We start from the raw sequence: 26,172 nt of genomic DNA on the forward strand, positions 1-26,172 counted from the left end.
TTTACTGCTCTGCCGGGTCATGGTGTCGGACGGATCAGGTAATCCCCGCTGCCGCGCCGCACCAATTTGTAATTATCTTCATTGACTTCTGTTATAACAGATTTTTCCGTTTTTGCGAGCGCCAAGCGCAGATTGTCCCGGATTGCGTCACTTTCGCCATTATCGAGGGCATAGGCTTTGCGGAAAATCTGCTCGGCCTCGGCGGTCTGGCCGCTTTCCATCAGCACAACGCCAAGGTTGTTCCAGACTTCTGGCTCGGCAGCGTCCTTCTCAACCGCGCGGCGCAGCAGGGTTTCGGCCTGACCCAAACGCCCCAGCCCGAGGTTGGCACTGCCCAAAGCCGAGAGGACTTCCCCCGTCAGCCCGTGATCCAGCGCGGCGCGGTTGAAGGATTTGATGGCCAGTTCATACTGTCCCGCCGCGATAAGCCTGTGGCCCACTTCGATGCCGTCGACAGCTTCTGCGCGCGGGTTCACGCCGGGCGCATAGAGGCTTTCGGGCTTCTGATCCCCGCGCAACGCGGAAAAGCCGCCTGTTGAACAGGCGGCCAGAGCAAGGGCTAAGATCGGCCCGATGAAAACGGCGCGGGCGAGGCTGCGCCGAATTTTCTCCGTCATTAATTCCCCATCTGACCCAATTTCGAGATGCCATGCGCCGAGGGGCCGACCAGAATGATCAACAGCGGCGGTACGGTAAGGCCCATAGTGGCAAGGGTCATCTTGGTTGGCAACTTGTTTGCCGCTTCCTCGGCCCGCATCACACGTTTGTCGCGCATCTCTTCGGCATAGACGCGCAGGGCGTCTGCGATGGAGGTGCCAAAGGCCGCCGATTGGATCAGCACGGTCACGAAGGAGGAGACATCCTGCACGCCGCAACGCTCGCCCATGTCGTGGAGCACCGACACCTTGTCCTTGCCGGCCTTCATCTCATAGGCGACCATCTCGAACTCTTCAGACAGGGCCCGGTAGGAGGCGCGCAGTTCACGGGCGACGCGGACGATACATTGATCTAGCGATTGCCCCGCCTCGACGCAGACCAGCATCATATCCAGCGCGTCGGGAAAACCGCGGGTAATCTCTTCTTTGCGGGAATCGACACGGCGTTTGACCCAGTATTTGGGCAGGTAATACCCAATCGCACCGGGGCCGATGGCCCACATCATGGTCTGCTGCGTGGTCATCCCTTCGCCGCCGCCCAAGACATTGGTGTAGATCAGGCCGCCCACCAGCCCGAGCATCCCAAGGGCAAACTGCGCGAAGTAGTAGAGCCGCACCGCATCGCGCGACCGATAACCCGCCTGACGCAGCATCAATTGTTTGGCGCTGAGTTCGGCCACGTCTTCGGGCTCAAGAAACTTGGCGAACTTTTGCAACTGCGCGTTCTGGTCGGACTGGCGCAGCTTCTCGCGCGCGCTATCGCCCGTGGGGGCCGTGCTGGTGCGTTTGAGCTTGGTCAGCGGGTCTTCGGGCTGGCGCAGCATCAGCACAAGCGTGATCGCCACCAAGGTGACGCCCAAAGTACCGACGATGATGATCAGGCCCATCGGCCCCAAGGCTTGGTTGATCTGATCGTTAAGCTGATTGAGAAATTCCATCATCGGCCTCTCAGACTTTGATATTGGTAAGGATGCGCATCACGAACAGGTTCAGCACAAGGAAGATGCCCACAAGGAAACAGGCAGGAATGAAGTAGGGGTGATCGCGCACTTCGTCGTAGTAATGCGGATCGCCAAGGTTGATCACCACCAGCGCGGCCAGCGGGAAGCCCGAGAGGAACTTGCCCGACCATTTCGCCTCGGCCGTGATCGCTTTGACACGGCGGAACAGACGGAAGCGGGCGCGGATCACCTTGGCCAGACCGGCGAGGATCTCGGCCAAGTTGCCGCCCGATTGCTGTTGAATGGTCACCGCCACGGCCAGAAAGCGCAAATCCTGCATGTCGAGCCGTTCGGCCATATCCTTGAGCGCCTCGCCCAGATCACGGCCATAGGCGGCTTCATCCGCGATCACCCCGAATTCGGAGGCGAGCGGGTCTTGGATTTCCTTCGACACGATCGAGATCGCGTTGGAGAACGGGTGGCCCACCCGCAGGCTGCGGACCATCAGCTCAACCGCATCGGGAAGCTGCTCTTCGATCATCGCCATGCGTTTGCCCGCTTTATGGGACACCCAAAAGAACACCGCGCCGACGCCCATGCCGACGGACATCATGGCCCGCACCGGCACCGATGTATCGGTGCCGATGGTCAGCCCCAGAAAGGCCAAGACGGCCAAACCGGCCATAATCATCAAAAGTTGCTGCGGCGTGAAGGCAATCGCGGCCTTCTGCGCACGTTCTGACAGCAGGGAATAGAGCGGGATCGACTTGGCGTTCATATGCTGCTGCATTTCCTTGCGCAGCTTGTCGAGCACCTCTTCGCGGCGGGCCCCTTTCTCGAGCATTTCCAACCGTCGGTTCACGCGGCTGTTAAGGCTGATGGATTTGCCGAATGCGACAAGGTACAGCCCTTCGACCAGCACCAAGACGCCAATAAAGATCAGACCATAGATGATTGGTTCGGCACTCATTGCATCAATCCTTACTGGGCCGCCACGGGTTCATAGATGGAGGCGGGCAGGTCATAGCCCCACATGCGGAACCGCTCGGAGAAGTGGCTGCGCACGCCGGTGGCGGTGAAATGGCCGATGATCTTGTTCTCGGGCGTCAGGCCCACGCGCTGGAACCGGAAAATCTCTTGCATCGAGATCACCTCGCCTTCCATGCCCGTGATCTCGGTGATCGAGGTCATACGGCGCGAGCCGTCTTGCAAGCGGCTGGCCTGCACGATCAGGTTCACAGCCGAGGAAATCTGGCTGCGCATGGCTTTGAGCGGCATTTCGATCCCGGCCATGGCGATCATGTTTTCCAAACGGCTGACGCCATCGCGGGCCGAGTTGGCGTGGATCGTGGTCATGGAACCGTCGTGGCCGGTGTTCATCGCCTGTAGCATGTCGATCACCTCCTCGCCGCGCGTCTCGCCAACGATGATCCGGTCTGGACGCATCCGAAGGGCGTTTTTCAGACAGTCGCGGGGAGAGACTTCGCCCTTGCCTTCGACGTTGGGCGGGCGGCTTTCCATCCGGCCCACATGGGTCTGCTGGAGTTGGAGTTCGGCGGTGTCTTCGATGGTCAGGATGCGTTCGTCGTTGGCAATGAACGACGACAGCGCGTTGAGCGTGGTGGTTTTACCCGAACCCGTACCGCCCGAAACGATGATGTTCAGGCGTGTCGCCACGGCGGCCTGCAAATAGGCGGCCATCTCTTCCGAGAAGGCCCCGAAATTCACCAGATCGTCGATGCCCAGCTTGTCTTTCTTGAACTTACGAATGGATACCAAGGAGCCGTCTACCGCGACGGGGGGCACCATGGCGTTGAAACGCGAGCCGTCTTTCAGACGCGCATCGACGTAGGGGTTGCTTTCATCCACGCGCCGACCCACTGCCGAGACGATCTTGTCGATGATCCGCAGCAGGTGCTTTTCATCCTTGAACGTCACGTCGGTCAACTGCAGCTTGCCGTCCCGCTCGACGAAAATCTGCTGCGGGCCGTTCACCAGAATATCGTTGACGCTGTCGTCTTTCAGCAGCGTCTCAAGGGGGCCAAGGCCGGTCACCTCGTCATAAAGCTCGGAGTTCAGCGTCATGCGGTCTTCGCGGTTGAGCACGATGCTCTTTTCCGAGAGAACCTCGACGGCGATATCGTTGATCTCCTGCCGCAAATCGGCCTCGGAGGCATGTTCCAGCGCGGCGAGGTTGAGGTTGTCCAACAGGGCGCGGTGCAGTTCGAGCTTGATCTCACTCATCCGCTGCTTGCGCTTGACCTCGCGGTCCTCGGGCGAAGCGGCGGCGGGTTTGACGGCCCGGCGCATCGAAACCGGTCTAACCGCCTCGGCAGGGGCGGGGGTGGGGGCCGCAGGGGCGGGCTCGACCTTTTTGACAGGCTTGGCCTCTCGGACCGGAGCAGCGGCTTTCGGGGTTGCGGAGGCTGGTTTTTTGTATTTGGAGAACATCGGTACGCTCTTTCGCTAGGGGCTTAGGCCGCTTTGGCCTGCTCGCCTTTGAGATCGTGGATGGAGCTTGCCAGCTTGGCGATTTCGCGCCGCAGGGGCTTTTCGGAGCCGAGTTGGCCAGCGGCAGCCCATGGTCATTGGCCTGCGTCACCGCTTTGCCGCCATCGGGCAGCTGTACGTCAATTGAGATGCTGAGCGATTCGGCCATCCGCTTGACCCGGCTCTTGGCGCTGAGATCGGTGAATTTGGGTGCGCGGTTCATTACGTAGCGCAGCTTTTCAAAGGGCAGTTCCTCGGATTGCAGCGCCCGTTTGAAACGCAGGGCGTTCTGGGCCGAGCGCATGTCGAGTTCCAGCATCGCAAAGTAGACATGCGCGCTGGTCAGCACGGTCTCGGACCACTGCACCAGCGTCGAAGGCATGTCGACGATGACATAGTCGAACTGGTTGCGGGCCATATTGAGGATGCGATCAATGTCTTCGTTGGTGACGATATCGAGCGGCAGCATCTCAGCCGGGGCGGTCAGCACATGCAGCTTGTCCTCGAAGGTTTGCAACGCTTGGCCAAAGATTTCCTCGTCCATGGTTTCCGTGTCGGACATCATCTCATAGACGGCTTCGCGCCGTTGCAGATCAAGGAAGGTCGCGACAGAGCCGTATTGCAGGTCGAAATCCAGCAGGCAGACCGAGGGCGGATTTTTCTTGTCCGCATTGGCCAGCTCCCACGCAAGGTTCACGGCAAGGGTCGTGGCCCCGGTGCCACCAGCCAGCCCATGCACCACGATCAGGGCGCCATCCCTTTGCGCGCCGGCCTTCAGTTGCGGGGCGCTGGCCTCGGCTGCGGGGGCAGGGGCCGCGTTCTCTCCGGCGCGGACGCGGGCGATGGCCTGGGCCAACTCGCCTTCGGGCAGCGGATAGGGAACGAATTCATCCGCACCCTGACGCAGCAGCGAATGCAGCGCGGCGGGAGTCATGTCTTCGGCGATCAGAATCACCCGGATGTCGCGGGCCTTGGCCTGCGTGATGATCTCAGTCATCAAAACGAGGTTGTCTTCGTCGGTCTCATCCATGGCGAGGGCGACAAATTCCATCGCCTCAGCCTCGGGCTGGCCAAAGAACGCCAGCGCTTCGGCGAATCCCAGATCGCCCCAGCTTTCGCCCAGAGTGGCCTCCATGTCTTCGATCAAGAGGTCGAAGTTCTGTACATCGCGGCTGATTGTGCAGGCAACGATCGGCGCTGCTTCGGGGTGGGGCATAGTGCTGCTCATGACCTTTTGTCCTTTACATCAACGGTTTGGCCGGAGGGCGGCGATATTCTGTCGCCGCGATCGCTCTGACCTCTGCCTCATGCGCGGCCCTTGAGCCGGGCACATTTATCCTTCTGTGTCGAATATCACCCCCAACTGGGGCGAGATTGGGGCCAAAAAGCCTCTATTGTTGGGTATCTTGAAACGATCTGCCCATTCACGCCCGATTGACCATGGGCGGGCTGGGACGAAAAACCCCCGCGGCCCGAAGGTGCGGGGGGATATTCTCTTGTCGAAAGAGGGGCTTGCCCTACTCTCCGCCACCACCTGCGACGGTGGCACTGGCGCTCAGTTGCGAGGGGGCACGGCGCTGGCCACATACTCGCGGTAGATGATCTGCGCATATTTGCCATCCAGCAGCATCGGGTGGCCGTGCACAAAGCCGCTGACCTCGGTCACGGTGCGGCGATTGCGGCGCTCGCGGCCTTGGGTCACGATCAGAGGCTGCGTTTCACCAAAGGAAACAACGGCTTCCAACCGGCTGGGGTTGATTCCCAAAGTCGAGAGATAGCGCACTACGGCCTGCGCGCGGCGCAGCCCCAAAGCGCGGTTATAGGCCTGCGAGCCGACCAGATCGGTGTGGCCGTAAACGCGGAAGCGATCTCGGGGAACTGGCGAATCCATCCAGCCTGTTGGCGCAGGATCGCCTGCGCATTGGCGTCCAACCGGTCGGAGTTAAAGGCGAAAGTCACGGTAGAGCGGACCTCGCTGGCAAAGCGGTTCGCCAGATCAAAGGTTACACGCTTTTCGCCTGTCATGACCTGACGGTTGTGCAGCGTGGCATTGCCGAACTGACCGGTGTCCACGATCGACCCTGCCTCGCGGTAGAACTGCGTATAGACCGGATCATTGCTGGGGGAGCAGGCGGCGAGCCCGGCGAGGGCCGCGGTGCCAGCGATCAACGTGATATGTCTGCGTGTCATCGGATCAATCCAGTACATAACCGTAGGAGCCGCGGAAGTCCTGTTTGGCGACCTCGCCCGCAGCGCCTCGGCTCGGGGTGCGGGTGCCGTCCGCCGTGCGCCCGTGCAAGAACAGGTCTTTCTCGGACGGTGGTTTGATGCGGTCCGTGGGCAGCACCAGCGCCTCGCCACGGGTTGGCGTGACCAAATGCGCAGTGACGATGATGACCAGTTCCGTCTGGCTGCGCTGATAATCCGCTGACCGGAACAGCGCGCCCAGCACCGGCACATCGCCGATCCACGGCAGTTGCCGCGTGCTGTCGGTGAAGTCGTCGGTCAGAAGGCCCGCGATGGCAAAGCTCTCACCGTCGCGCATCTCGACCGTGGTCGAGGTTTCGCGGCGGGTGAAGGCGGAAATCTCAATGCCGTTGCCCAATGAGATGCTGTTAGTCGCGTCGATGGCCGAAACGGCGGCGTTCATTTCAAGGTTGATGATATCCTTGTCCACGACGCGCGGGATAAAGGCGAGCTCTACGCCGAAGGGTTTGAATTCCACCGAAACGGTATCACTGGTCTGGGCCACGGGGATGGGATATTCGCCCCCGGCGAGGAACTTGGCCTCTTGCCCCGAAAGCGCCACGAGGTTCGGCTCGGCCAGGAACCGCACGACGCCCTTTTCTTCCAGTGCTTCCAACAGGATGCCCACTTGGGTCGAGCCTGCGTTGAAGCCGAAAAGCACCGCGCCCGCGTTCTGGTTCGCCGATGGGATCGACCCGCCGAGCGAGGTCGCGACCCCGCCCGAAGTATTCGTGCCGCCTGTGCCCGCACTGAAGTTGGACCCGCCATTGATGGCCAGCGAAGAGCCGAGCGATTTCGACACGTTGCGCTGCATCTCTGCAAAGCGGACTTTCATCATGACCTGCTGAATCCCGCCGACGCTCATCAGATTGCTGACCCGCTCGGGTGCATAGCGTTCGGCCAGATCGAGCGCGCGTTGCAGCCGCTGGGTCGACGAAACGATGCCCGAGAGCACGATGCCGTCATTGGCGGTGCGCACTTCGATCTTCTCACCCGGTAGGATTTGGCGCAGACGTTCTTTGAATTCAGACACATCCGCTGCGACGCGGACATCGACATTGGTGATCAACTGCCCCCGGCGTCGAGCAGCGTCAGCGTGGTCAGACCCGGAGATTTGCCCAGCACATAGATCGTGCGGTCAGACAAAGATGAGATATCCGCGATGCCGGGGTTGGCAATGCTAAGCTCCGCGAAGGGGATGTCGCTTTCCACCACCACAGCGCGGTTCATCGGAACGTCGAGGCTGGAATTGGTGCCGCGTTTCACGACGCGCAGCGTGTCGGCGCCAGCTGAACTGGGCAGGGTCAATGCCATCGGCATCACGCCCAGTGTCAGCCCCAACAGGGCCGCTTTTAGAAATCTATCGATTTTCATGTGACCTGCCTTTTTGATCACGCCTCGGGATGGGTCTTTTCGCCCTCGTTTGGCAGCACTCTGCGGCAATTCAAATTTTATTGCAAGAATCAAGCTCTTCGCGGGCGCTGTGCATGTGGGCTATTCGCAACATAACAGAGAATGGAAAAGACGCCGCAGGGGGACTGCGGCGTCTTTTTTAGCTTAGCAAGAGGTTGTTATCGGATCAGTTTGTGCAGGGGATCGGCAGTTCGACCACTTCGGCCCCGCGGCGGGTGCGGATCGTGCAAACCTTTTCTTTGGCAACCTCTGCGATGGTTTCCTGCGCTTCGATGCCCAGAAGCGAGCGTTGGTCGACTTCGATAGCCTCGGCCACGGTGTCGTCATTCGTACCGACCAGAGCAAGGGACAGACGGCCGGTTGATTGCGCTTGGGCAAGGGCGGCGACCTGTTGGGGGTTCACGGCCACGGTCACGGTCTTGGCGATTGAGGCTTCGCCCATCACCAGCGCATCTGCGCTTTGGTCGATGGCGATCAGCTGCACGGCCGATTCGATCAGTTTGGTTACATCGCCGTTGCTGGATTGGTTGCCCACGTTCACGCGGCCTGTCCAATAGACATCCACCCGGTCGCCGGGACGCAGGAAGCCCGACACGCCGCTGGAAACGTCGACTTTGAGGGCAAAGGCGCGCATGCCACGTGCCAGACGCGAGGTCAGACCGGAATCTTCGCCCGGCTCGGTCACCTTCACGGCCATGATCGCTTCATCTTTCTCAATGTTGCGCAGCACGATGCGTTGATCTTTGGTGTTTTCCGGAAACAGCACGGTTTCCTCAAAGAATGTGCCCTCGGGGATGGCATTCTCGGGCCATTTGACGGCGCGCACATCTTCGCGGGTGAGGGGCTGACCGTATTTCAGGGGCTTGTCGGCCACCCAAACGGTTTTGGTTGGCACCACTTGCGCCAGCGCAGCTTGGGCCTGCGCATTCGCGGTTTGATACTGTGAAATCCGGTCTTTCGCCAGATAAACGGCCCCGCCGGCAAGCGCTATGCCTACCAAAAGAACCAATCCGAATACGGCTCGCATGTCATCACCTCTTTGCTATGGAAGCGAGTCTCGGCCCGCTTTGATCACCTCGGCAGATTAGCCGCCGAATATGGCGAGATTTGGTCGCCACGGCGGCGATGCGATGACGCTTGCCGTGGTGCGTCTTTGCGGCGCCGTTGTCTTAAGCGGTCAGCTGGACCCGGATGTATTCGACAAGCCCGTCAAGGCTGTCGGAGAATATGCCCAGCACCAAGATTGCTAGGCCCACCAGTCCGGCGGTCAGGACAACCCAATCAACGCTGACAGCGCCGTTTTGGTCACAGAAGAATTTCTTGAATTGGCTGCGCATGCGTATCTCCGCTTGCTGAGCGTTAGGTATGCAAAAGGACCGCCTCCCAGGTTGGGAGGCGGTCCCAATTGTTCGTAGAGCCGGCTAGCTCTGATCCGCTTAGTTGGCCGCTGGTGTGCGATCAGAGGTGGTTTCAAAGGCAGTGATATCTGCAGCGATATTGCCCGACATTGTCTCTACGTTGTCACCGATTGTGTTGAAAGCAACCACGGCCAGGCCAACGATCGCTGCGGTCAGAACGACCCAGTCAACTGTCACGGCACCGTCTTCGTCTTTGCGGAAGTTTTTGATAAAGTTCATCATGTCATGTCCCTCCAAGGATCACTGAGTAAAAGGTCTTAACCTCGCCGTCCGGTTTGCCTCGTTCTCTCATTGAGGCTGTCCGACTTGGTATGACCCTATATAGCCGTCTGATTGGGGCGCGAATTTGGCAGCAACTGCGCCTTTTTCAGACCGTTCGCTTTTTTCTTGCAAAAACTTCCTAACTCTCTGTTTAAATGGAGTTTAATTCTTCTACCTGACCTTCTTGCTCCGCTTTCCCGTCGCCTGAAAGGGCAATTGCGGCGAAATCGCCATGATCCCCGCCTCAAACGCTGGTCCGATTCCACGATTCGTGAGATATTGCCGAACAAAGGCGCGTCAGACGCAAGGTAGAGCAGGCATGTATCGTATATTGGCATTCTCGCTGGCCACGGCCCTTATGGCCCCTGCCGTTGCGGCAGAGGGCCCGAAATCCTTTCCTGAGTTTTCCGCCAAACGGGTCGGCCCGCCCAAGACGGGGGCCAAACGCATCACCGTGCAAATTGACCCGGCCGCACGCGCAGCCGCTGCGGCAAAGGTCGACACAGGCCCCGCAGTGGCCGCCACGCCAAGCGGCGCGATTGCGCCTTTGAGTGCGGGGCAGTTTGATTGGTTCTGGGATAAGGTCTCTCCCGCGGCGGACCGCGGCGGGGCGGGGCGGTTGGCGCCTGCGATGGCGGCGCTTTCAACGGGCAAGGTGCCCGCGCCGCGCCTGCAGCACCTGCAAGATATCGCACGCAGCAATGGGGTGGACATCCTGCGCGCCACGGTCGGCACGAATGTCTCTCCGGCGCTGGTATTGGCGGTGATCAGCGTGGAATCGGCGGGACGTACCGATGCGGTAAGCCGGGCCGGGGCGGCTGGACTGATGCAATTGATGCCCGATACCGCTGCCCGCTTTGGCGTGGGCGACAGTATGGTCGCGGCCGAGAATATCTCAGGCGGGGTCAAATACCTTAATTGGCTGATGGGGGAGTTCGACCGCGATCCGATTCTCGTACTGGCGGGCTATAACGCGGGGAGGGGTCGGTGCGCAAACATGCGGGCGTGCCGCCTTTTGCTGAGACGCGCGACTACGTGCCCAAGGTGCTGGCCGCTTTTCAAGTCGCGCAGGGGCTTTGCCTGACACCGCCGGAACTGATCAGCGATGGCTGCGTCTTTGCCGCGATGAACTGATCGCGAAAGCCGTGCCCCCGGCGGATGCCGCCGAGGGGTGCCGCCGGGGTGGTTGTTAAACGATGGTCGCTTGGGTCGCGGCGCGCAGCTCGTCCTCGGTCACGCCATCGGCGCATTCGACGATCTTCAGACCGCCTTCGACCACGTCGAGCACGCCAAGGTTGGTGATGATCCGGTCGACCACGCCCTTGCCGGTCAGCGGCAGGGTGCATTCCTTCAGCACCTTTGACTCGCCCGCTTTGTTCTGGTGGTCCATCACCACGATGACCCGTTTGACGCCGGCGACAAGGTCCATCGCGCCGCCCATGCCTTTGACCAGTTTGCCGGGGATCATCCAGTTCGCCAGATCGCCGTTCTCGGCCACTTCCATGGCACCGAGGATCGCCGCCGCGATCTTGCCGCCGCGGATCATGCCAAAGGACATGGCGCTGTCGAAATAGGCGGTGCGGCTGAGCTCGGTGATGGTCTGTTTCCCAGCGTTGATAAGGTCGGGGTCTTCTTCGCCCTCAAAAGGGAAAGGGCCCATGCCCAGCATGCCATTTTCCGACTGCAGGGTGATGTCCTTGTCGCCAACGTAGTTCGCCACCAGCGTCGGAATCCCGATGCCGAGGTTCACATACATGCCGTCTTCGAGTTCCTCTGCGGCCCGCGCCGCCATCTGATCTCTATCCCAAGGCATTATGCTTCCTCCCGCTTGCGTGTCGTGACCTTTTCGATGCGCTTTTCGTGATCGCCTTGGATGATGCGATGCACGTAGATGCCCGGCAGGTGGATTTTATCGGGGTCGAGGCTGCCACGCGGGACGATCTCTTCGACCTCGACGATGCAGACCTTACCGCACATGGCGGCAGGCGGGTTAAAGTTGCGCGCGGTCTTGCGGAACATCAGGTTGCCAGTGTCGTCGGCTTTCCAAGCCTTCACGATCGACAGATCGGCAAAGATGCCCTCTTCGAGGATGTAATCCTCACCCCGGAATTGTTTGACCTCTTTGCCCTCGGCGATCTGGGTGCCGACACCGGTCTTGGTGTAAAAGCCCGGGATGCCCGCGCCACCGGCGCGCATGCGCTCGGCCAAGGTGCCTTGGGGGTTGAACTCCAACTCCAACTCACCGGAGAGGTACTGGCGCATGAACTCGGCGTTCTCGCCCACGTAGGAGGAGATCATCTTTTTCACCTGCCGCGATTGCAGCAAAATGCCGATGCCGAAATCATCGACGCCCGCGTTGTTAGACGCAAAGGTGAGGTCTTTGGCCCCGTTTTCCTTGATCGCCTGCAACAGCAATTCCGGAATGCCGCAGAGGCCAAAGCCCCCGCGGCGATCAGCATGCCGTCCGATAGAACGCCTTCCAGCGCTTCGGCGGCGGATCCATAGATTTTGTTCACGGGCGACCTCCCTCTGGTTTCGTTGCGCCATATGTGACCCTGCGTTGTCGCAGTGTCAATTACGTGGTGCTACGCAGGGAGGCCGCCCAGAAGGGTCAGATGATACGCACTTGCGTGCCGACGGGGCACATGCCGAAAAGCTCTTCGATCTTCTCGTTATAGAGACCAATACAACCGTCCGAGGACCGTCGCCCGATCTTGCGCGTGTCATGGGTGCCGTGGATGATATAGGCGGGCCAGCTGAGATACATCGCATGGGTGCCAAGCGGGTTATCGGGGCCGGGCGGCATGTATTTGTAGTGCGGGAAGCGTTCCATCATCGACGCGGTCGGGGTCCAATCCGGGCCCTCTTTCTTGCGCACGATCTCGGTGTAGCCGCGCTTTGTGAGCTCTTCGGTGGCGGGCACGGAAGTAGGGTAAACCTTATAGGTCTGGCCGTCGGCGCTCCAATAATGCAGGGCGCGGCTGATGGTATCGGCCACGATAGCGCCTTTGCCGAGGCTGTCGAAATGGTCTTGCCAGCGCTGCGTGGCAAAGCTCGACGCGTTGCGTGAAACAGGGGCTTCGTTGGAAAATTCGCGGGCCGCTTGGCCGAATTCCTGCGCGCGCAGGATCTGCGGGGTGAGCAACGCGGCACCGCTTGCGGCGATCACGCCACGTCGGCTGAATTTAATGCCTGACATCTATCTGCCTTTCATATTGGTCTTGCCGGCTCCCTGATCGGAAAATCGAAGGGAGATGGCAAATCACATATTCATGATGTTGGATGTAAACGCCGCCCACAGGCGGAACCGCGCCGATCCCCGGCGCGGCCGCTGTGGTCTGGCGGCGTAATTACGCGCTGTCGGCCTTTTTCGCCGCCGGCTTCTTCGCGGCGGGTTTCTTGGCCGGAGCCTTTTTGGCGGGCGCTTTCTTGGCTGCCGCCTTCTTTGCCGCGGGTTTTTTGGCCGCGGCTTTCTTCGCCGGTGCCTTCTTGGTCGCCGCCTTGCGTTTGGCGGGGGACTTGGCGAGCTTCTCTTCGATCAACTCGACCGCGCGTTCCATGGTCAGGTCTGGCGGTTCGATCTCTTTCGGGATCGTCGCGTTGACCTTTTCCCACTTCACGTAAGGCCCGTATTTGCCTTCCATGACATTGACCGCGCCGCCCATATCCGGGTGCTCGCCCATCTCGCGGATCGGTTTTGCGGCCTTGCCACGGCCACCACGGCTGGCAACCTTCTCGGCCAAAAGCTGCACCGCGCGGTTCATGCCGACGGTCCAAACCTCATCGATGCCCTCAAGGTTGGCATTGGTGCCGCCCCGGTCCGAGGTGCTTTCGGCATGTTTGATGTAAGGCCCGTAGCGGCCAATGTTGGCCCAGACCATCACGCCGTCCTCGGGGTGGGGGCCGATCTCCCGCGGGAGGGAGAGCAGCATCACGCCCTGTTCCAAAGTCAAATCCTCGGGCACCCAATCCTTGGGGATCGACTGGCGCGGCGGTTTTTTGTTTTCTTCGGTCACCGGCCCGCGCTGGACGTAAGGCCCGAAACGGCCCTTGAAAACGCGGATTTCGTCGCCCTGATCCTCACCCAAAAGCTTGCCATCAGGCGGAATGGCCGAGGCTTCGGCCTCCGGATCGGGCGGGCCAAAGGGGCGTGTGTAACGGCATTCGGGGTAGTTCGAGCAGCCGATAAAGGCGCCGCCCGAACGGGCCGTGCGCATCGACAGGCGGCCAATTTCGCAATTGGGGCAAAGCCGGGGGTCGCCACCGTCTTCGGTCGGCGGGAAAAGATGGGGCTCGAGCACCTCATTGATCTTTTCCAAGACCTCGGTGATGCGCAACTCGGATGTTTCTGCAATCGCCGCCGAGAAATCACGCCAGAAGCGACGCAGCACTTCCTTATAGGCGGCATCGCCCGCGCTGACCTTATCAAGCTGGTCTTCGAGATCGGCGGTGAAATCATAGCCGATGTAGCGGCGGAAGTAGTTTTCGAGAAATGCGGTGACCAGCCGGCCCTTATCCTCGGGGATCAGACGGTTGCCGTCCTTGCGAACATATTCGCGGTCCTGAATCGTGGTGACGATGCTGGCATAGGTCGAGGGGCGGCCGATGCCGAGCTCTTCCATGCGTTTAACCAGCGTGGCTTCGGTATAGCGCGGCGGCGGCTGGGTGAAATGCTGCTCCGGGGTGACGGCGCGTTTGTCCATCGCGTCGCCTTGGCTGATCTGCGGCAGACGCTTGTCGTCCTCGTCGACCACATCATCACGGCCTTCTTCATAGACCCGCAAGAACCCGTCGAACAGCACGACCTGACCATTGGCGCGCAGGCCAACCTGACCGTCATCGCTGCCGACCTCAACCGTGGTGCGCTCCAGCCGGGCGCTTTCCATCTGGCAGGCCAGCGTGCGTTTCCAAATCAGGTCATAAAGCTTCGCCTGATCGGCATCGAGCTTCAGTGTCTTCGCGTCTTTGGTCATATCCGTGGGGCGGATACATTCGTGCGCTTCCTGAGCGTTTTTCGCTTTGTTTTTATAGATGCGCGGCTCTTTCGGCACGTAATCCGCGCCGAAACGGTCAGCGATCGCATCACGCGCCATGCTCACCGCTTCGGGCGCCATGTCGATGCCGTCGGTCCGCATGTAGGTGATGTGCCCGGCCTCATAGAGGCGCTGCGCGGTCGACATGGTCTGGCGCGCGCCCATGGAGAATTTGCGGCTGGCTTCCTGCTGCAAGGTCGAGGTCATAAATGGTGCCGAGGGGTTGCGGCTGGCCGGTTTCGCCTCGACGTTCATCACTTTCAGCGCGCGGCTGGTGATCGCCTGCACGGCCATCTCGGCCTGCGTGGCGTCGGCCAGATCGAAGCGATCCAGCTTTTTGCCCGCAAGAGAAACGAGGCGCGTTTCGAATTCTTGGCCGCGCGGCGTGGCGAGCAGGGCCTTCACCGACCAGTATTCACGGGCGCGGAAGGCTTCGATCTCCATCTCGCGCTCAACGATCAGGCGCAGGGTGACCGATTGCACACGTCCGGCGGACTTCGCACCGGGCAGTTTGCGCCAAAGCACGGGAGAGAGGTTGAACCCCACCAGATAGTCCAGCGCCCGGCGCGCGAGATAGGCCTCGACCAGCGGCATATCGACCTGACGCGGGTTCTGCATCGCCTCGGTCACGGCCTTTTTAGTGATCTGGTTAAACACGACGCGGCTAACGGGCGTGTCTTTCTTGATCGACTTGCGCTTGGTCAGCGCCTCTTGCAGGTGCCAGCTGATCGCCTCGCCTTCGCGGTCGGGGTCAGTCGCGAGGATCAGTGCGTTGTCTTTGGCCAGCGCGTCGGCGATGGCTTTGACGTGTTTCTTGCTGTCAGAGGCGACTTCCCATTTCATGTCGAAATCGGCGTCGGTGTCGACCGATCCGTCCTTTGGCGGCAAGTCCCGGACGTGGCCGTAAGAGGCGAGAACGGTGTAATCGTCGCCCAGATATTTGTTGATCGTTTTGGCCTTGGCTGGGGATTCGACAACGACGACGGGCATAAATACAGGCACCTTAGATCAAAAATGAGGGCGGCTTTGCGCTGTCTCATGTGGGATGGCGGGGGTGTTTGTCAATGCGGCTGCTGCGGATGAGGGGTTTGGCGCGCAGCGGTTTGGCAGGGCAGATGGGCCGTATTGCCGCTATTAGCGGGCGGCTTTCGGCAGCGCCTTGGTCGGGGGCGTTGCTCGCGGAGGTGCCACGGCGCAACTCTGCTCAGGCCGGGACGAAATGTGCGACGCCGTCAGGCGGAACGGCTTAGCAACCCGCCCGGCTGACGCTGAATTTCCCCCTCCATCTCAAGATCAAGCAGGGCAGGGGCCACGTCACTGCTGGGCACTTGCAGATCGCGGATCAACTGATCCTCTGCGACCGGGGCGGGGCCGAGGCGGGCGAGGATTTGCGCATGGAGCTTTGCGACGGGGCCGCGGTTTGGCGGAGGCGTTTTTGCCCGAAGTGGGGGCGGCGCGGGCTTGCGTCGGGGCGTTTCGGGCCCCGGTGTGGCCAACTCCGGCAAAACCTCCAACACGTCAACGGCGGAGCGGACCAGCACTGCGCCATCGCGGATCAGCATGTTGCAGCCCGCCGCGCGCGCGTCCATCGGGTGGCCGGGCACCGCCAGCACGTCGCGCCCCTGATCCAATGCATCGCGTGCGGTGATCAAACTGCCCGAGCGGGCCGCCGCCTCAACCACCACGGTTGCCCGGCTCAGACCAGAGATGATGCGGTTGCGGCGTGGGAAATGCCGCGCCATCGGTTGCAGCCCCATGGGTTGCTCTGACAGGCGCAGCCCCTGCGCCGCGATCTGTTCCGCCAGTTCTGCATTCTCGCTTGGGTATATAATGTCGACCCCGCCCGCCTGCACGGCGATGGTGCCATGGGCAAGCGCGGCGGAATGGGCAGCGGCGTCGATGCCCCGCGCAAGGCCGGAGACGACGACAAATCCAGCCTCCCCAAGCTCTGCCGCGAGGGTGCGTGCCATGCGAAGCCCAAGCGAGGAGGCATTCCGCGCACCGACCAATGAAATCATAGGCCGGGTGAGAAGGGATGGGTCACCAATCACCCACAAAAAGGGCGGGGCATCGTCGAGATCATTCAATAGGTCGGGGTAGGGCGCCTGTCCCTGAACCAGCAGCCGCGCCCCGGCGGTGCGGGCGGCATTGAGTTCGGCCTGAACAACCCCTTCGGGGCAAATGAGATAGTTCGAAATGCCTGCGGCCTGCGCCACTTCGGGCAAGGCGTTCAGCGCATTGATCGCAGAGCCATGTTCATCCAGCAGACGCCGGTAGGTGGAAATGCCCACCCTGCGTGAGCGCAACAGACGAAGCCGGGCAAACTGTTCATCTTCCTGGGTGGGTGGGAGTGGGGGTGAGTGGAAGAAGGATGTAGGTCCTTGTCAGTCATCCCGAAGCTCCGTCCGTTGCAGAATCAGGTATAGGATTTAGTGCTTAACAACCTATGAATTTTCTCCAACCCATTCGATTCAACTCAGACGTGTCGTCAGGTCGCGGCCCCGCCCACGGTCAGCCCGCCGATCATCAGGGTCGGCTGGCCCACGCCCACCGGCACCCATTGGCCCTGCTTGCCGCAGTTGCCCATTCCGGGGTCCAGCGTCGGGTCATTGCCAATGGCGCGGATCTGCTGCAGCGCCGTGGCCCCGTCGCCGATCAGCGTGGCCCCTTTGACCGGCGCGCCGATCTTGCCGTTTTGCACGCGGTAGGCCTCGGTGCAGGAAAATACGAACTTGCCGTTGGTGATATCGACCTGACCGCCGCCAAATCCGATGGCATAAATCCCATCTTTGAGGTCGGCCACGATGTCCTCCGGTGCCGCATCGCCGCCTAGCATATAGGTGTTGGTCATGCGCGGCATCGGGATATGGGCATAGGATTGCCGCCGTCCGTTCCCGGTTGAGGCTCCGCCCATCAGCCGCCCGTTCTGACGGTCCTGCATATAGCCCACCAGCACGCCATCCTCGATCAACACATTGCGCGCCGAGGGGTGCCCTCGTCATCGACCGAGATCGAGCCGCGCCGGTCGGGGATCGTGCCATCGTCCAGCACGGTCACGCCCTTTGCCGCGATCTGTTGGCCCATCAGCCCGGCAAAGGCGCTGGAGCCCTTGCGGTTAAAATCGCCCTCAAGCCCGTGTCCGATGGCTTCGTGCAGCAGGATGCCGGGCCAGCCGGGGCCAAGCACCACGTCCATCACGCCCGCCGGAGCAGGGACGGCCTCTAGGTTCACGCAGGCGATGCGCAGGGCTTCGCGGACCTTGGCCTGCCAGTCGTCGGGCGCGAGCATGCCATCAAGCCCAATCCGCCCGCCGCCGCCGACACCGCCACTTTCGCGGCGACCGTCTTGCTCCACGATGACCGAGACATTGACCCGTGTCATCGGGCGCACGTCGCGCACTGAATGCCCCTCAGGGCGGAGGATCTCGACCTCCTGAATGCTGGCCGCGATTGTCGCACTCACCTGCACCACGCGGGAATCGAGGCCGCGGGCATAGGCGTCGATCTCGCGCAGGGTATCGACTTTGACCGGAAAGGCATGGCCCGCGATCGGGTCTTCGTCCGTATAAAACCGCTTGTTGCTGGCCTGCGGGGCATCGGCCCACGTGCCGCCGCCATCGCCCACCGCCAGCCGCGCCGTCTCCGCCGCGCGGCGCAGGGACGCCTCGCTGAGTTCGGTGGAATGGGCGTAGCCTGCCACCTCACCGCGCACGGCGCGCAGGCCAAAGCCCTCGGCGGCATCGTAGCTGGCGGTTTTGAGGCGTCCGTCGTCGAACACCAGCGCCTCTGAGCGGCGGCGTTCGAGGAACAATTCCCCGTCATCGGCACCGGCCACGGCCTCGCGCAGCACGCTCAGAGCGGTTTCTCGGTCCAGATCGGCCTCGAAGGGGGTGAATTGCGCGCGGCTCATTGGGGGTATCCTTGCTTGCTGTCACAAAACTGTCTCGCGCGGCTCTATGACGCAAGCATGTGACTTTATCTTGTAGGCAGAATATGATTGTAAGCATCCAGGATTACAACGGCACCGGGTCGCAGCAGCGGTTTGGGGTGCCTTATCGGCTTCTTAATGGTCACAAGATCAGGACGACATATGAAACATCTACTCCCCCTTTCCGGTCTTTTGACCAGCCTTGCCGCCCTGCCTGCATTGGCACAGGACAGCCTGCGCATTGACGGGCTTGATGTCATCGGCAGACCTGTTGACGGCGAGACAGGCTTTCAACCCGCTGTGACGCGGGTGGCGCAGGATATTCACGATCTGGATTACCTGATTCTCGTGATCATCACGCTGATCACCATTTTCGTGACCGGTCTGATCATCTGGGTCATGATCCGTTACAACAAAAAGCGGAACCCGAACCCCTCGTCCTTCACGCACCACACCCCGATCGAGATCGCTTGGACGATCCTGCCGATTCTGGTCCTTGTGCTGATCGGTGCCTATTCGCTGCCGATCCTGTTCCGCCAGCAGGAAATCCCCGAAGCTGACATCACCATCAAGGCCATCGGCAACCAGTGGTACTGGACCTATGAATATGTCGACGAAGAGATTGCCTTTGACAGCTACATGATCGGTGCTCCGGCCACGCTGGGTGACGGCGACGAAGATGTGACCCCCTTCGTGTTGAACGACGCGATGGTCGCCAAGCTCGAAGACGAAGGCTATGCCCGCGAAGACTTCCTGCTGGCCACCGACACATCGGTGGTGATCCCCGTGGGCAAGACCATCGTCGTGCAGGTCACGGCAAGCGACGTGATCCACTCTTGGACCATTCCCGCTTTCGGCGTGAAACAGGACGGCGTGCCGGGCCGTTTGGCGGAACTGTGGTTCACCGCCGAACAGGAAGGCGTCTACTTCGGTCAGTGTTCCGAGCTTTGCGGTCAGGCCCACGCCTATATGCCGATCACCGTCAAAGTCGTCTCGGAAGAGGCCTATGCGGAATGGCTTGGCAACGCCAAGGCGGAATATGCTGGCATCGAGCAGCCGCTGACCGTCGCCTCTAAGTAAGCCAGTGCCACGGGGCAGGGCGCAGGCCCGTGCCCCGTGTTTACCCTTGGAAGGTTCGGGATGACTGACATCACCAATACGCCAACACGTGAATACGACGCGCAGCTGGGGGATTACTTCGCCCTGCTGAAACCGCGCGTCATGTCGCTTGTCGTCTTCACGGCCTTCGTGGGGCTGTTGGCCGCACCGGTCTCGGTCAATCCCGTCATCGGCTTTTGCGCGATCTTGTTCATTGCCATCGGCGGCGGCGCCTCGGGCGCGCTCAACATGTGGTGGGATGCCGATATCGACGCGGTGATGCGCCGCACGCGCGGGCGTCCGATCCCGTCGGGCCGGGTCCAACCCGGAGAGGCGCTGACCCTCGGTGTGGCGCTGTCGGGTCTGTCGGTGATGATGCTGGGTCTGGCGACCAACCTTCTGGCGGGGGATGCTGCTCTTTACCATCCTGTTCTACGCCGTGTTCTACACCATGTGGCTCAAGCGCTTGACGCCGCAGAACATTGTCATCGGCGGTGCCGCCGGGGCCTTCCCGCCGGTGATCGGCTGGGTCGCCGCCACGGGCAGCTTCTCGGTCGAGGCATGGTTGATGTTCGCACTGATCTTCATGTGGACCCCGCCGCATTTCTGGGCGCTGGCGCTCTTCATGCGCTCTGACTACGACGATGCCAAAGTGCCCATGCTGACCGTGACCCACGGCCGTCCGGCGACGCGGCTGCACATCTTCGTCTACACGGTTCTGCTGGCCGCGTTGGCCATTGGCACAGCCTTCACCGCCATCGGTGGCATCTTCTACTTCGCCGTGGCGCTGATCTTGAACGCCGCCTTCCTGCTGGGCGCTTACCGCATCTGGAAGCGGGACGAGGTTATGGCTGAGGGGGACGATTATGCCGAAGAGCGCAAGTTCTTCCGCCTGTCGCTGGCCTATCTCTTTTTGCACTTCGGGGCGATTCTGGGCGAAGCGGCCCTGCGCACCTTTGGATTGGGGGCTGGTAATGGGCATCCGACCAGAACACGAGCTTCACGAACGCCGCCGGGGCCGCAACATCGGCGTGGGCCTGATGCTGGGTGCCTTCGTGGTGCTGATCATGGCGCTGACCTACGTCAAGATCACGCAAACGGATTTTGAACTGCCGGCCAATCAGCGTGAGGTGACCCAGTAATGGCGCTTTCCGGTCCTCAAAAAACAGTAATGCAAACCGTGAGTGTCGTGGTGCTGATGGGCGGTTTGGCTTGGGCATCTGTCCCTTTCTACGATTGGTTCTGCCGCGTGACAGGCTTCGGCGGGACGCCGGGGCAGGTATCGGAAGGCAGCGCGGATGTGCTCGACCAGACCGTCAAGGTCCGCTTTGACGGCTCGCTCAACGATGGCATGCCGTGGGAGTTCAAACCCGTGGTGCGTGAAATGGAAGTGCGGATCGGCGAGACCGGACTGGCCTTCTACGAAGCCTATAACCCCACCGACCACGCCGTCGCGGGGCAGGCCAGCTACAACGTGACCCCCTATACCGCCGGGCCGTTTTTCGAAAAGATCGACTGCTTTTGCTTTACCGAACAGGTGCTGGCACCGGGCGAGCGCGTGCAGATGCCGGTAAGCTTCTTCGTCGATCCGGAAATGGTCGAAGACCGCGATGGGAAGTTTGTACATACCATCACTCTGTCCTATACATTCTACGAAATTGACCTGCCCGAGGGCTATGCCGCCCTCGATCAGGACAGCGCCACAACAACGAATTAACGACCTGATTAAACAAAGGTGAGGGACCCGCAACCATGGCCCATGCAAAAAACCACGACTACCATATTCTCCCCCTCGACCTGGCCGCTTTTGGGGTCGGTAGGCGGATTTGCCATGCTGGCGGGCGCCGTCCTGTGGATGCACGGAATGACGCCCTTCGTCTTCTTGGGCGGGCTGGTCGCCACACTTTACGTCATGTTCGCATGGTGGTCCGAAGTGGTCTCTGAAAGCGAAGTGGGCGATCACACCGGTGTGGTGCGGATCGGCCTGCGCTATGGCTTCATCCTGTTCATCATGTCCGAAGTCATGTTCTTCGTCGCGTGGTTCTGGTCCTTCTTCAAACAGGCCCTTTACCCGATGTATGAGTATGTCGGCTCAGAGTACGTCCAGCCCGAAATCCACGCGGTTGACGCCTTTCACCTGCCGCTGATCAACACGCTGGTGCTGCTGCTGTCGGGCTGTGCCGTGACATGGGCCCACCACGCGCTGGCGCATGAGAACAACCGCAAGGACCTGATCTCGGGCCTGACCATCGCCGTGATCCTCGGCGTGCTCTTCACCGCGTTGCAGGCTTACGAATACTACGAACTGCTGGTCCATGACGATTGGACCTTCGGCGGCGATATGTATTTCTCCAGCTTCTTCATGGCGACCGGCTTCCACGGCTTCCACGTTGTGATCGGCACGATCTTCCTCTTCGTCTGCCTGCTGCGCGCCATGCGCGGCCACTTCACCCCCGAACGCCACGTCGGCTTCGAGGCGGCGGCGTGGTACTGGCACTTCGTTGACGTGGTCTGGCTGTTCCTCTTCTTTGCCGTCTACATGTGGGGCCAGCCCTAAACATAAGGCGGGGTTGCATCCGCGCCCCACACCCGTAAAACCCAAACGCGCGAAGCCCTCTTCGCGCGTTTGTCGTTTCAGCCAGAGAGATCGAATGCGGCGCAGCCTGTTCTTCATCATCGTCGGCCTTGGCGGGGCAGCCATCCTCGTCGCACTCGGGGTCTGGCAGGTGCAGCGGCTGGCATGGAAAGAGGCGATCATCGCCGATATCAACGCCCGGATCACCGCCGCTCCGGTGGCCTTGCCCCGCGATCCTGACCCACAAGCCGACGCCTATCTGCCCGTCACGGTCAGCGGAGAGATCGGGGCCGAGGCGCTGCATGTGCTGGTCAGCCAGAAGCAGAAAGGCGCAGGCTACCGTGTCATCGCGCCCATGACCTTGGAGGATAGCCGCCGCATCCTCGTCGACCTCGGCTTTACCGCCACAGCGAACAAAGACGCCATCGCCCCCGCGGGCAGCGCCACCCTGACCGGCAACTTGCAATGGCCCCAAGAGGTCGACAGTTTCACGCCCGAAGCCGACACCGAAAGCAACATCTGGTTCGCCCGGGATGTGGAGGTCATGGCTGACACGCTCAACACCGAGCCGCTCCTCGTCGTGGTCCGCGACGGCAGCGGGCCGGACCCCAAGATCACGCCGCTGCCCGTGGATACCGCCCGTATCCCCAACGATCACTTGCAATATGCGATCACCTGGTTTTCCCTCGCCGCCATCTGGCTGGCGATGACCGTTCTTTTCCTGCGCCGCCGCCGCGCCCTGCAACGCCGAAAGTCGACTGACCCTATGCGCTATATCTCTACCCGTGGCACCGCCCCTGTCCTGTCCTTCGAAGAGGCGATGCTGACCGGCCTTGCCCGTGACGGCGGGCTCTATGTGCCCGAAACCATCCCGACGCTTACGCCTGAGCAAATCAACGCCATGCAGGGCCAAAGCTACGAAGAGGTCGCCTTTACGGTTATGCGCCCCTTCATCGGCGACACGTTTACCGATGACGAATTTCGCGCGATCATCGCCCGCGCCTACAAAGGTTTCGGCCACACCGCCCGCGCACCCATGGTGCAACTGGCCCCGAACCACTTCCTGCTAGAACTCTTCCACGGGCCGACATTGGCGTTCAAAGACTTCGCCATGCAGTTGATCGGGCAGATGTTTCAGGCCGCTCTGGGTCGCAAGGGCGAGCGGGTGACCATCGTCGGCGCGACCTCCGGCGACACCGGCTCGGCTGCGATCGAAGCCTTTAAGGGGCTCGATAACGTCGACGTCTTCATCCTCTACCCGCACGGCCGGGTGTCTGACGTGCAGCGCCGCCAGATGACCACGCCAGCGGAGTCCAACGTCCACGCGCTGGCCATCGATGGCGATTTCGACGACTGCCAAGCGCGCCTGAAAGACATGTTCAACGATTTCGACTTCCGCGATTCCGTGCGGTTGGCAGGGGTGAACTCGATCAACTGGGGCAGGGTGCTGGCGCAGGTGGTTTACTACTTCACAGCCGCTACCAGCCTCGGCGCACCGGGCCGCGAAATCAGCTTCACCGTGCCCACCGGCAACTTCGGTGACATCTTTGCTGGCTACATCGCCAAACGCATGGGCCTGCCCATTGCCGATCTGGTCGTCGCCACCAACCAAAACGACATCCTGCACCGCTGTCTCTCAGGCCAAGGCTACCACAAAGGCGGCGTAACCCCCTCGATCAGCCCCTCGATGGACATCCAAGTCTCGTCCAATTTCGAACGCGCCCTTTTTGATGCATACGACCGCGACGCCGGGGCCGTGGCGCAACTGATGGACGAATTGGGGCAGGGCGGTTTCGATGTCTCCCAAGGCGCCATGCAGGCGCTGCAAGACACCTACCGCTCGGGCCGCGCCTCGGAAGAAGAAACCAGTGCCACCATCACCGACCGCCGCCGCACCACGGGTGAGCTTCTCTGCCCACATTCCGCCGTTGGCGTGAAAGTCGCAGATGAGCTGCGCGATCCGGCCACCCCGATGGTCACGCTGGCCACCGCGCATCCGGCCAAATTCCCCGACGCGGTGGAAGCCGCCACCGGCATTCGCCCGCCCCTGCCGCCGCGCATGGCGGACCTTTTCGACCGGGAAGAACGTTTCACCCGGCTGCCCAATGACCTCGACGCGCTGAAAGCGCATATCAAAGGAAACCTCCCCGCGTGAGCCTCCAACAGACCACATTGCCCAACGGCTTCCGGATCGTCACCGAACATATGGAGGGGCTCGCCTCCTCCGCCATCGGCGTCTGGGTGAACGCAGGCGCACGGCACGAAACGCCTCAACAAAACGGCATCGCGCATTTCCTTGAGCACATGGCCTTCAAGGGCACCGCCACCCGTTCGTCGCTGCAAATCGCCGAAGCGATCGAAGACGTGGGCGGCTATATCAACGCCTATACCTCGCGCGAAGTCACCGCCTATTACGCCCGCGTGCTGGAAAACGACGTGGCGCTCGGCCTCGACGTGATCGCCGACATCCTGCGCAACCCGGTGCTGGACCCTTCTGAGGTTGAAGTCGAACGCGGCGTGATCCTGCAAGAGATCGGCCAAGCCCTCGACACGCCCGACGATGTGATCTTCGACTGGCTCCAAGAGCAGGCCTATCCAGATCAACCCATCGGCCGCACCATCCTCGGCCCGTCCGAACGTGTCTCGGCCTTCTCGCGCGACGATCTGCAACGCTTCATCGCGGACCACTACGGCCCCGAGCAGATGATCCTCTCGGCTGCCGGTGCCGTGGACCACGACAAGATCGTAAAACTGGCCGAAAGCCTCTTTGGCGACATGCCCTCGAAAAAGCTCTACCAGATCGACAGCGCCCGTTTCGGCGGGGGCGAGTTCCGGCAGGTCAAGCAGCTTGAGCAGGCCCATTTCGCCCTCGGCTTTGAAAGCCCCGGCTACCGCTCGGATGACATCTACATCGCCCAAATCTACGCCTCTGCCTTGGGCGGCGGCATGTCTTCGCGCCTGTTTCAAGAGATCCGCGAAAACCGCGGCCTCTGCTACACGATCTTTGCCCAAGCAGGCGCCTATGCCGACACCGGGATGACCACGATTTACGCCGGCACCAGCGCCGAGCAATTGCCCGAACTGGCAAACATCACCATTGACGAGATGAAGCGCGCGGCCTCTGACATGTCCCCCGCCGAAGTCGCCCGCGCCCGCGCCCAGATGAAAGCCGGGCTGCTGATGGGGCTGGAAAGCCCCTCGAACCGCGCCGAACGTCTGGCCCGCCTCATCCAAATCTGGGACCGCGTTCCGCCCCTCGAAGAGACCGTGGCCCAGATCGACGCCGTCACCACCGGCGATGTGCGCGATTTCGCCGAGCGCATGGCGACCCAAGCTCCGGCGGCGTTGGCCCTCTACGGCCCGGTCGACAGCGCACCAACGCTCGACGAGCTTCACAGCAGACGCGCCGCCTGATGCTGCTGGGGCGACGCAAACTGCGGATCGAAACGGAACGGCTGACCCTGCGTCCGCCGATCCATGCCGATTTCCGCGCCTGGTCCGCCCTGCGCCGCGCCAGCAACGACTACCTGCGCCCGTGGGAGCCGACATGGGCCGAGGATCACCTCACCCGCAAGGCTTTCACCAACCGCGTCTACTGGGCGCAGCGCTCGGTGTCTTCGGGCAACGCCATGCCACTCTTCCTGATCCGCCGCAGCGATCAAAACCTCGTCGGCGCCATCACGCTCGACAACATCCGCCGCGGCCCCGCGCAATCCGGCACGCTCGGCTATTGGACGGGCGAACCCTTCGCCCGCCAAGGCTACATGCGCGAGGCGATAGAGGCGACGGTGCATCAGGCCTTCACCCGGCTTGACTTGTCTCGCATCGAAGCCGCCTGCCTGCCGGAAAACCAAGCCTCCCGCGGGTTGCTAGAGAAGGCTGGCTTCAAATATGAGGGCGTCGCGCAAAGCTATTTGCAAATCGATGGCCGCTGGCGGACCCATGTGCTCTATGCCTCCCTCCGTAAAGATCGGCGCGGCCGCACGGATGTCGGCTAGGTCTCCGGGCGCTGTCCGAAACGTCCCCCTGGTCCCGCAGGGTTCACACAGGGGGAACACTCCCCCATCCCCATCAAGCATCCGCACCGACTGTTCATACGCTTTGCCCTTGCAT

General features: G+C 61.4%; 17 protein-coding genes and 9 pseudogenes. 10 read left to right on the forward strand and 16 right to left on the reverse strand.

The window, feature by feature from the left end; translation table 11 throughout:
• Nucleotides 1–17: 17 nt before the first annotated feature.
• From ACFQAU_RS11645 to ACFQAU_RS11690, 10 genes and pseudogenes are all read right to left on the reverse strand, one after another.
• Nucleotides 18–617, reverse strand: a complete 600-nt coding sequence (locus ACFQAU_RS11645; protein ID WP_205570867.1) for a tetratricopeptide repeat protein — start codon at nucleotides 615–617, stop codon at nucleotides 18–20.
• A complete protein-coding gene (locus tag ACFQAU_RS11650) occupies nucleotides 617–1,594 on the reverse strand; it encodes a type II secretion system F family protein (RefSeq protein WP_165935553.1) in 978 nt (325 codons plus the stop codon). Before ACFQAU_RS11650 ends, ACFQAU_RS11645 begins: the two co-directional genes overlap by 1 nt.
• Nucleotides 1,595–1,604: 10 nt before the next feature.
• The gene (locus tag ACFQAU_RS11655) at nucleotides 1,605–2,567 is read right to left on the reverse strand and encodes a type II secretion system F family protein (protein ID WP_067621969.1); all 963 of its coding nucleotides are present in this window, start codon (nucleotides 2,565–2,567) and stop codon (nucleotides 1,605–1,607) included.
• 11 nt (nucleotides 2,568–2,578) lie between these two features.
• Nucleotides 2,579–4,048 (reverse strand): CpaF family protein, encoded by a 1,470-nt coding sequence (locus tag ACFQAU_RS11660; RefSeq protein WP_120351641.1) that lies wholly within the window; start codon nucleotides 4,046–4,048, stop codon nucleotides 2,579–2,581.
• 23 nt (nucleotides 4,049–4,071) lie between these two features.
• A pseudogene (locus ACFQAU_RS11665) lies at nucleotides 4,072–5,315 on the reverse strand (AAA family ATPase).
• Between the two features lie 327 nt (nucleotides 5,316–5,642).
• A pseudogene (locus ACFQAU_RS11670) lies at nucleotides 5,643–6,277 on the reverse strand (OmpA family protein).
• A 4-nt stretch (nucleotides 6,278–6,281) separates the two neighbouring features.
• Nucleotides 6,282–7,708, reverse strand: a pseudogene (locus ACFQAU_RS11675) (type II and III secretion system protein family protein).
• A gap of 205 nt (nucleotides 7,709–7,913) precedes the next feature.
• Nucleotides 7,914–8,774: a Flp pilus assembly protein CpaB gene (cpaB, locus tag ACFQAU_RS11680; protein WP_067621983.1), complete on the reverse strand. Its 861-nt coding sequence runs from the start codon at nucleotides 8,772–8,774 to the stop codon at nucleotides 7,914–7,916.
• 142 nt (nucleotides 8,775–8,916) lie between these two features.
• Entirely contained in the window at nucleotides 8,917–9,084 is a 168-nt protein-coding gene (locus tag ACFQAU_RS11685; RefSeq protein WP_162931870.1) for a hypothetical protein, read from the reverse strand.
• A gap of 99 nt (nucleotides 9,085–9,183) precedes the next feature.
• Nucleotides 9,184–9,387 carry a Flp family type IVb pilin gene (locus ACFQAU_RS11690; protein WP_120351637.1) on the reverse strand — a complete coding sequence of 68 codons (204 nt, stop codon included), beginning with the start codon at nucleotides 9,385–9,387 and terminating at the stop codon, nucleotides 9,184–9,186.
• A 358-nt stretch (nucleotides 9,388–9,745) separates the two neighbouring features.
• Here ACFQAU_RS11690 and ACFQAU_RS11695 point away from each other — a divergent pair.
• Nucleotides 9,746–10,560: pseudogene (locus tag ACFQAU_RS11695) on the forward strand (lytic transglycosylase domain-containing protein).
• Nucleotides 10,561–10,615: 55 nt separating this feature from the next.
• Here ACFQAU_RS11695 and ACFQAU_RS11700 read toward each other — a convergent pair.
• From ACFQAU_RS11700 to tldD, 6 genes and pseudogenes are all read right to left on the reverse strand, one after another.
• Nucleotides 10,616–11,239, reverse strand: a complete 624-nt coding sequence (locus tag ACFQAU_RS11700) for a CoA transferase subunit B (RefSeq protein ID WP_067621991.1) — start codon at nucleotides 11,237–11,239, stop codon at nucleotides 10,616–10,618.
• A pseudogene (locus tag ACFQAU_RS11705) lies at nucleotides 11,239–11,942 on the reverse strand (CoA transferase subunit A). Before ACFQAU_RS11705 ends, ACFQAU_RS11700 begins: the two are co-directional and overlap by 1 nt.
• A 95-nt stretch (nucleotides 11,943–12,037) precedes the next feature.
• On the reverse strand, nucleotides 12,038–12,625 hold the full coding sequence (locus tag ACFQAU_RS11710; protein WP_067935999.1) for a L,D-transpeptidase: 588 nt from the start codon (nucleotides 12,623–12,625) through the stop codon (nucleotides 12,038–12,040).
• 151 nt (nucleotides 12,626–12,776) lie between these two features.
• Entirely contained in the window at nucleotides 12,777–15,449 is a 2,673-nt protein-coding gene (topA, locus tag ACFQAU_RS11715; RefSeq protein ID WP_132444366.1) for a type I DNA topoisomerase, read from the reverse strand.
• A gap of 242 nt (nucleotides 15,450–15,691) precedes the next feature.
• Entirely contained in the window at nucleotides 15,692–16,765 is a 1,074-nt protein-coding gene (gene dprA / locus ACFQAU_RS11720) for a DNA-processing protein DprA (protein ID WP_386282385.1), read from the reverse strand.
• Between the two features lie 182 nt (nucleotides 16,766–16,947).
• Nucleotides 16,948–18,368, reverse strand: a pseudogene (tldD, locus tag ACFQAU_RS11725) (metalloprotease TldD).
• A 180-nt stretch (nucleotides 18,369–18,548) separates the two neighbouring features.
• Between tldD and coxB the strand changes: the two are divergent.
• From coxB to ACFQAU_RS11770, 9 genes and pseudogenes are all read left to right on the forward strand, one after another.
• Nucleotides 18,549–19,466 carry a cytochrome c oxidase subunit II gene (gene coxB / locus ACFQAU_RS11730; protein ID WP_120351633.1) on the forward strand — a complete coding sequence of 306 codons (918 nt, stop codon included), beginning with the start codon at nucleotides 18,549–18,551 and terminating at the stop codon, nucleotides 19,464–19,466.
• 60 nt (nucleotides 19,467–19,526) lie between these two features.
• Nucleotides 19,527–20,451, forward strand: a pseudogene (cyoE, locus tag ACFQAU_RS11735) (heme o synthase); the annotation flags it as partial.
• A 7-nt stretch (nucleotides 20,452–20,458) separates the two neighbouring features.
• Nucleotides 20,459–20,626, forward strand: a complete 168-nt coding sequence (locus ACFQAU_RS11740; RefSeq protein WP_120351631.1) for a cytochrome C oxidase assembly protein — start codon at nucleotides 20,459–20,461, stop codon at nucleotides 20,624–20,626.
• On the forward strand, nucleotides 20,626–21,201 hold the full coding sequence (locus ACFQAU_RS11745) for a cytochrome c oxidase assembly protein (protein ID WP_132444369.1): 576 nt from the start codon (nucleotides 20,626–20,628) through the stop codon (nucleotides 21,199–21,201). Before ACFQAU_RS11740 ends, ACFQAU_RS11745 begins: the two co-directional genes overlap by 1 nt.
• 35 nt (nucleotides 21,202–21,236) lie before the next feature.
• Nucleotides 21,237–22,041: pseudogene (locus ACFQAU_RS11750) on the forward strand (cytochrome c oxidase subunit 3).
• Nucleotides 22,042–22,135: 94 nt separating this feature from the next.
• Nucleotides 22,136–22,741 (forward strand): annotated as a pseudogene (locus tag ACFQAU_RS11755) (SURF1 family protein); the annotation flags it as partial.
• A gap of 84 nt (nucleotides 22,742–22,825) precedes the next feature.
• Nucleotides 22,826–24,214: a threonine synthase gene (gene thrC, locus ACFQAU_RS11760; RefSeq protein WP_132444371.1), complete on the forward strand. Its 1,389-nt coding sequence runs from the start codon at nucleotides 22,826–22,828 to the stop codon at nucleotides 24,212–24,214.
• Nucleotides 24,211–25,473 carry a M16 family metallopeptidase gene (locus tag ACFQAU_RS11765; RefSeq protein WP_120351626.1) on the forward strand — a complete coding sequence of 421 codons (1,263 nt, stop codon included), beginning with the start codon at nucleotides 24,211–24,213 and terminating at the stop codon, nucleotides 25,471–25,473. The genes thrC and ACFQAU_RS11765 overlap by 4 nt, the downstream gene beginning before the upstream one ends.
• Nucleotides 25,473–26,057, forward strand: coding sequence for a GNAT family N-acetyltransferase (locus ACFQAU_RS11770; RefSeq protein WP_067621886.1), 585 nt, complete (start codon nucleotides 25,473–25,475; stop codon nucleotides 26,055–26,057). Before ACFQAU_RS11765 ends, ACFQAU_RS11770 begins: the two co-directional genes overlap by 1 nt.
• Nucleotides 26,058–26,172 lie beyond the last annotated feature (115 nt).

Source organism: Sulfitobacter profundi (genome assembly GCF_042661425.1).
Classification (GTDB): Bacteria; Pseudomonadota; Alphaproteobacteria; order Rhodobacterales; family Rhodobacteraceae; genus Sulfitobacter; species Sulfitobacter profundi.

Coding starts and splice junctions, on each gene's coding strand:
- ACFQAU_RS11645 (WP_205570867.1), bottom strand. CDS start 617: ATGACGGAGAAAATTCGGCGCAGCCTCGCCCGCGCCGTTTTCATCGGG.
- ACFQAU_RS11650 (WP_165935553.1), bottom strand. CDS start 1,594: ATGGAATTTCTCAATCAGCTTAACGATCAGATCAACCAAGCCTTGGGG.
- ACFQAU_RS11655 (WP_067621969.1), bottom strand. CDS start 2,567: ATGAGTGCCGAACCAATCATCTATGGTCTGATCTTTATTGGCGTCTTG.
- ACFQAU_RS11660 (WP_120351641.1), bottom strand. CDS start 4,048: ATGTTCTCCAAATACAAAAAACCAGCCTCCGCAACCCCGAAAGCCGCT.
- cpaB (WP_067621983.1), bottom strand. CDS start 8,774: ATGCGAGCCGTATTCGGATTGGTTCTTTTGGTAGGCATAGCGCTTGCC.
- ACFQAU_RS11685 (WP_162931870.1), bottom strand. CDS start 9,084: ATGCGCAGCCAATTCAAGAAATTCTTCTGTGACCAAAACGGCGCTGTC.
- ACFQAU_RS11690 (WP_120351637.1), bottom strand. CDS start 9,387: ATGATGAACTTTATCAAAAACTTCCGCAAAGACGAAGACGGTGCCGTG.
- ACFQAU_RS11700 (WP_067621991.1), bottom strand. CDS start 11,239: ATGCCTTGGGATAGAGATCAGATGGCGGCGCGGGCCGCAGAGGAACTC.
- ACFQAU_RS11710 (WP_067935999.1), bottom strand. CDS start 12,625: ATGTCAGGCATTAAATTCAGCCGACGTGGCGTGATCGCCGCAAGCGGT.
- topA (WP_132444366.1), bottom strand. CDS start 15,449: ATGCCCGTCGTCGTTGTCGAATCCCCAGCCAAGGCCAAAACGATCAAC.
- coxB (WP_120351633.1), top strand. CDS start 18,549: ATGAAACATCTACTCCCCCTTTCCGGTCTTTTGACCAGCCTTGCCGCC.
- ACFQAU_RS11740 (WP_120351631.1), top strand. CDS start 20,459: ATGGGCATCCGACCAGAACACGAGCTTCACGAACGCCGCCGGGGCCGC.
- ACFQAU_RS11745 (WP_132444369.1), top strand. CDS start 20,626: ATGGCGCTTTCCGGTCCTCAAAAAACAGTAATGCAAACCGTGAGTGTC.
- thrC (WP_132444371.1), top strand. CDS start 22,826: ATGCGCTATATCTCTACCCGTGGCACCGCCCCTGTCCTGTCCTTCGAA.
- ACFQAU_RS11770 (WP_067621886.1), top strand. CDS start 25,473: ATGCTGCTGGGGCGACGCAAACTGCGGATCGAAACGGAACGGCTGACC.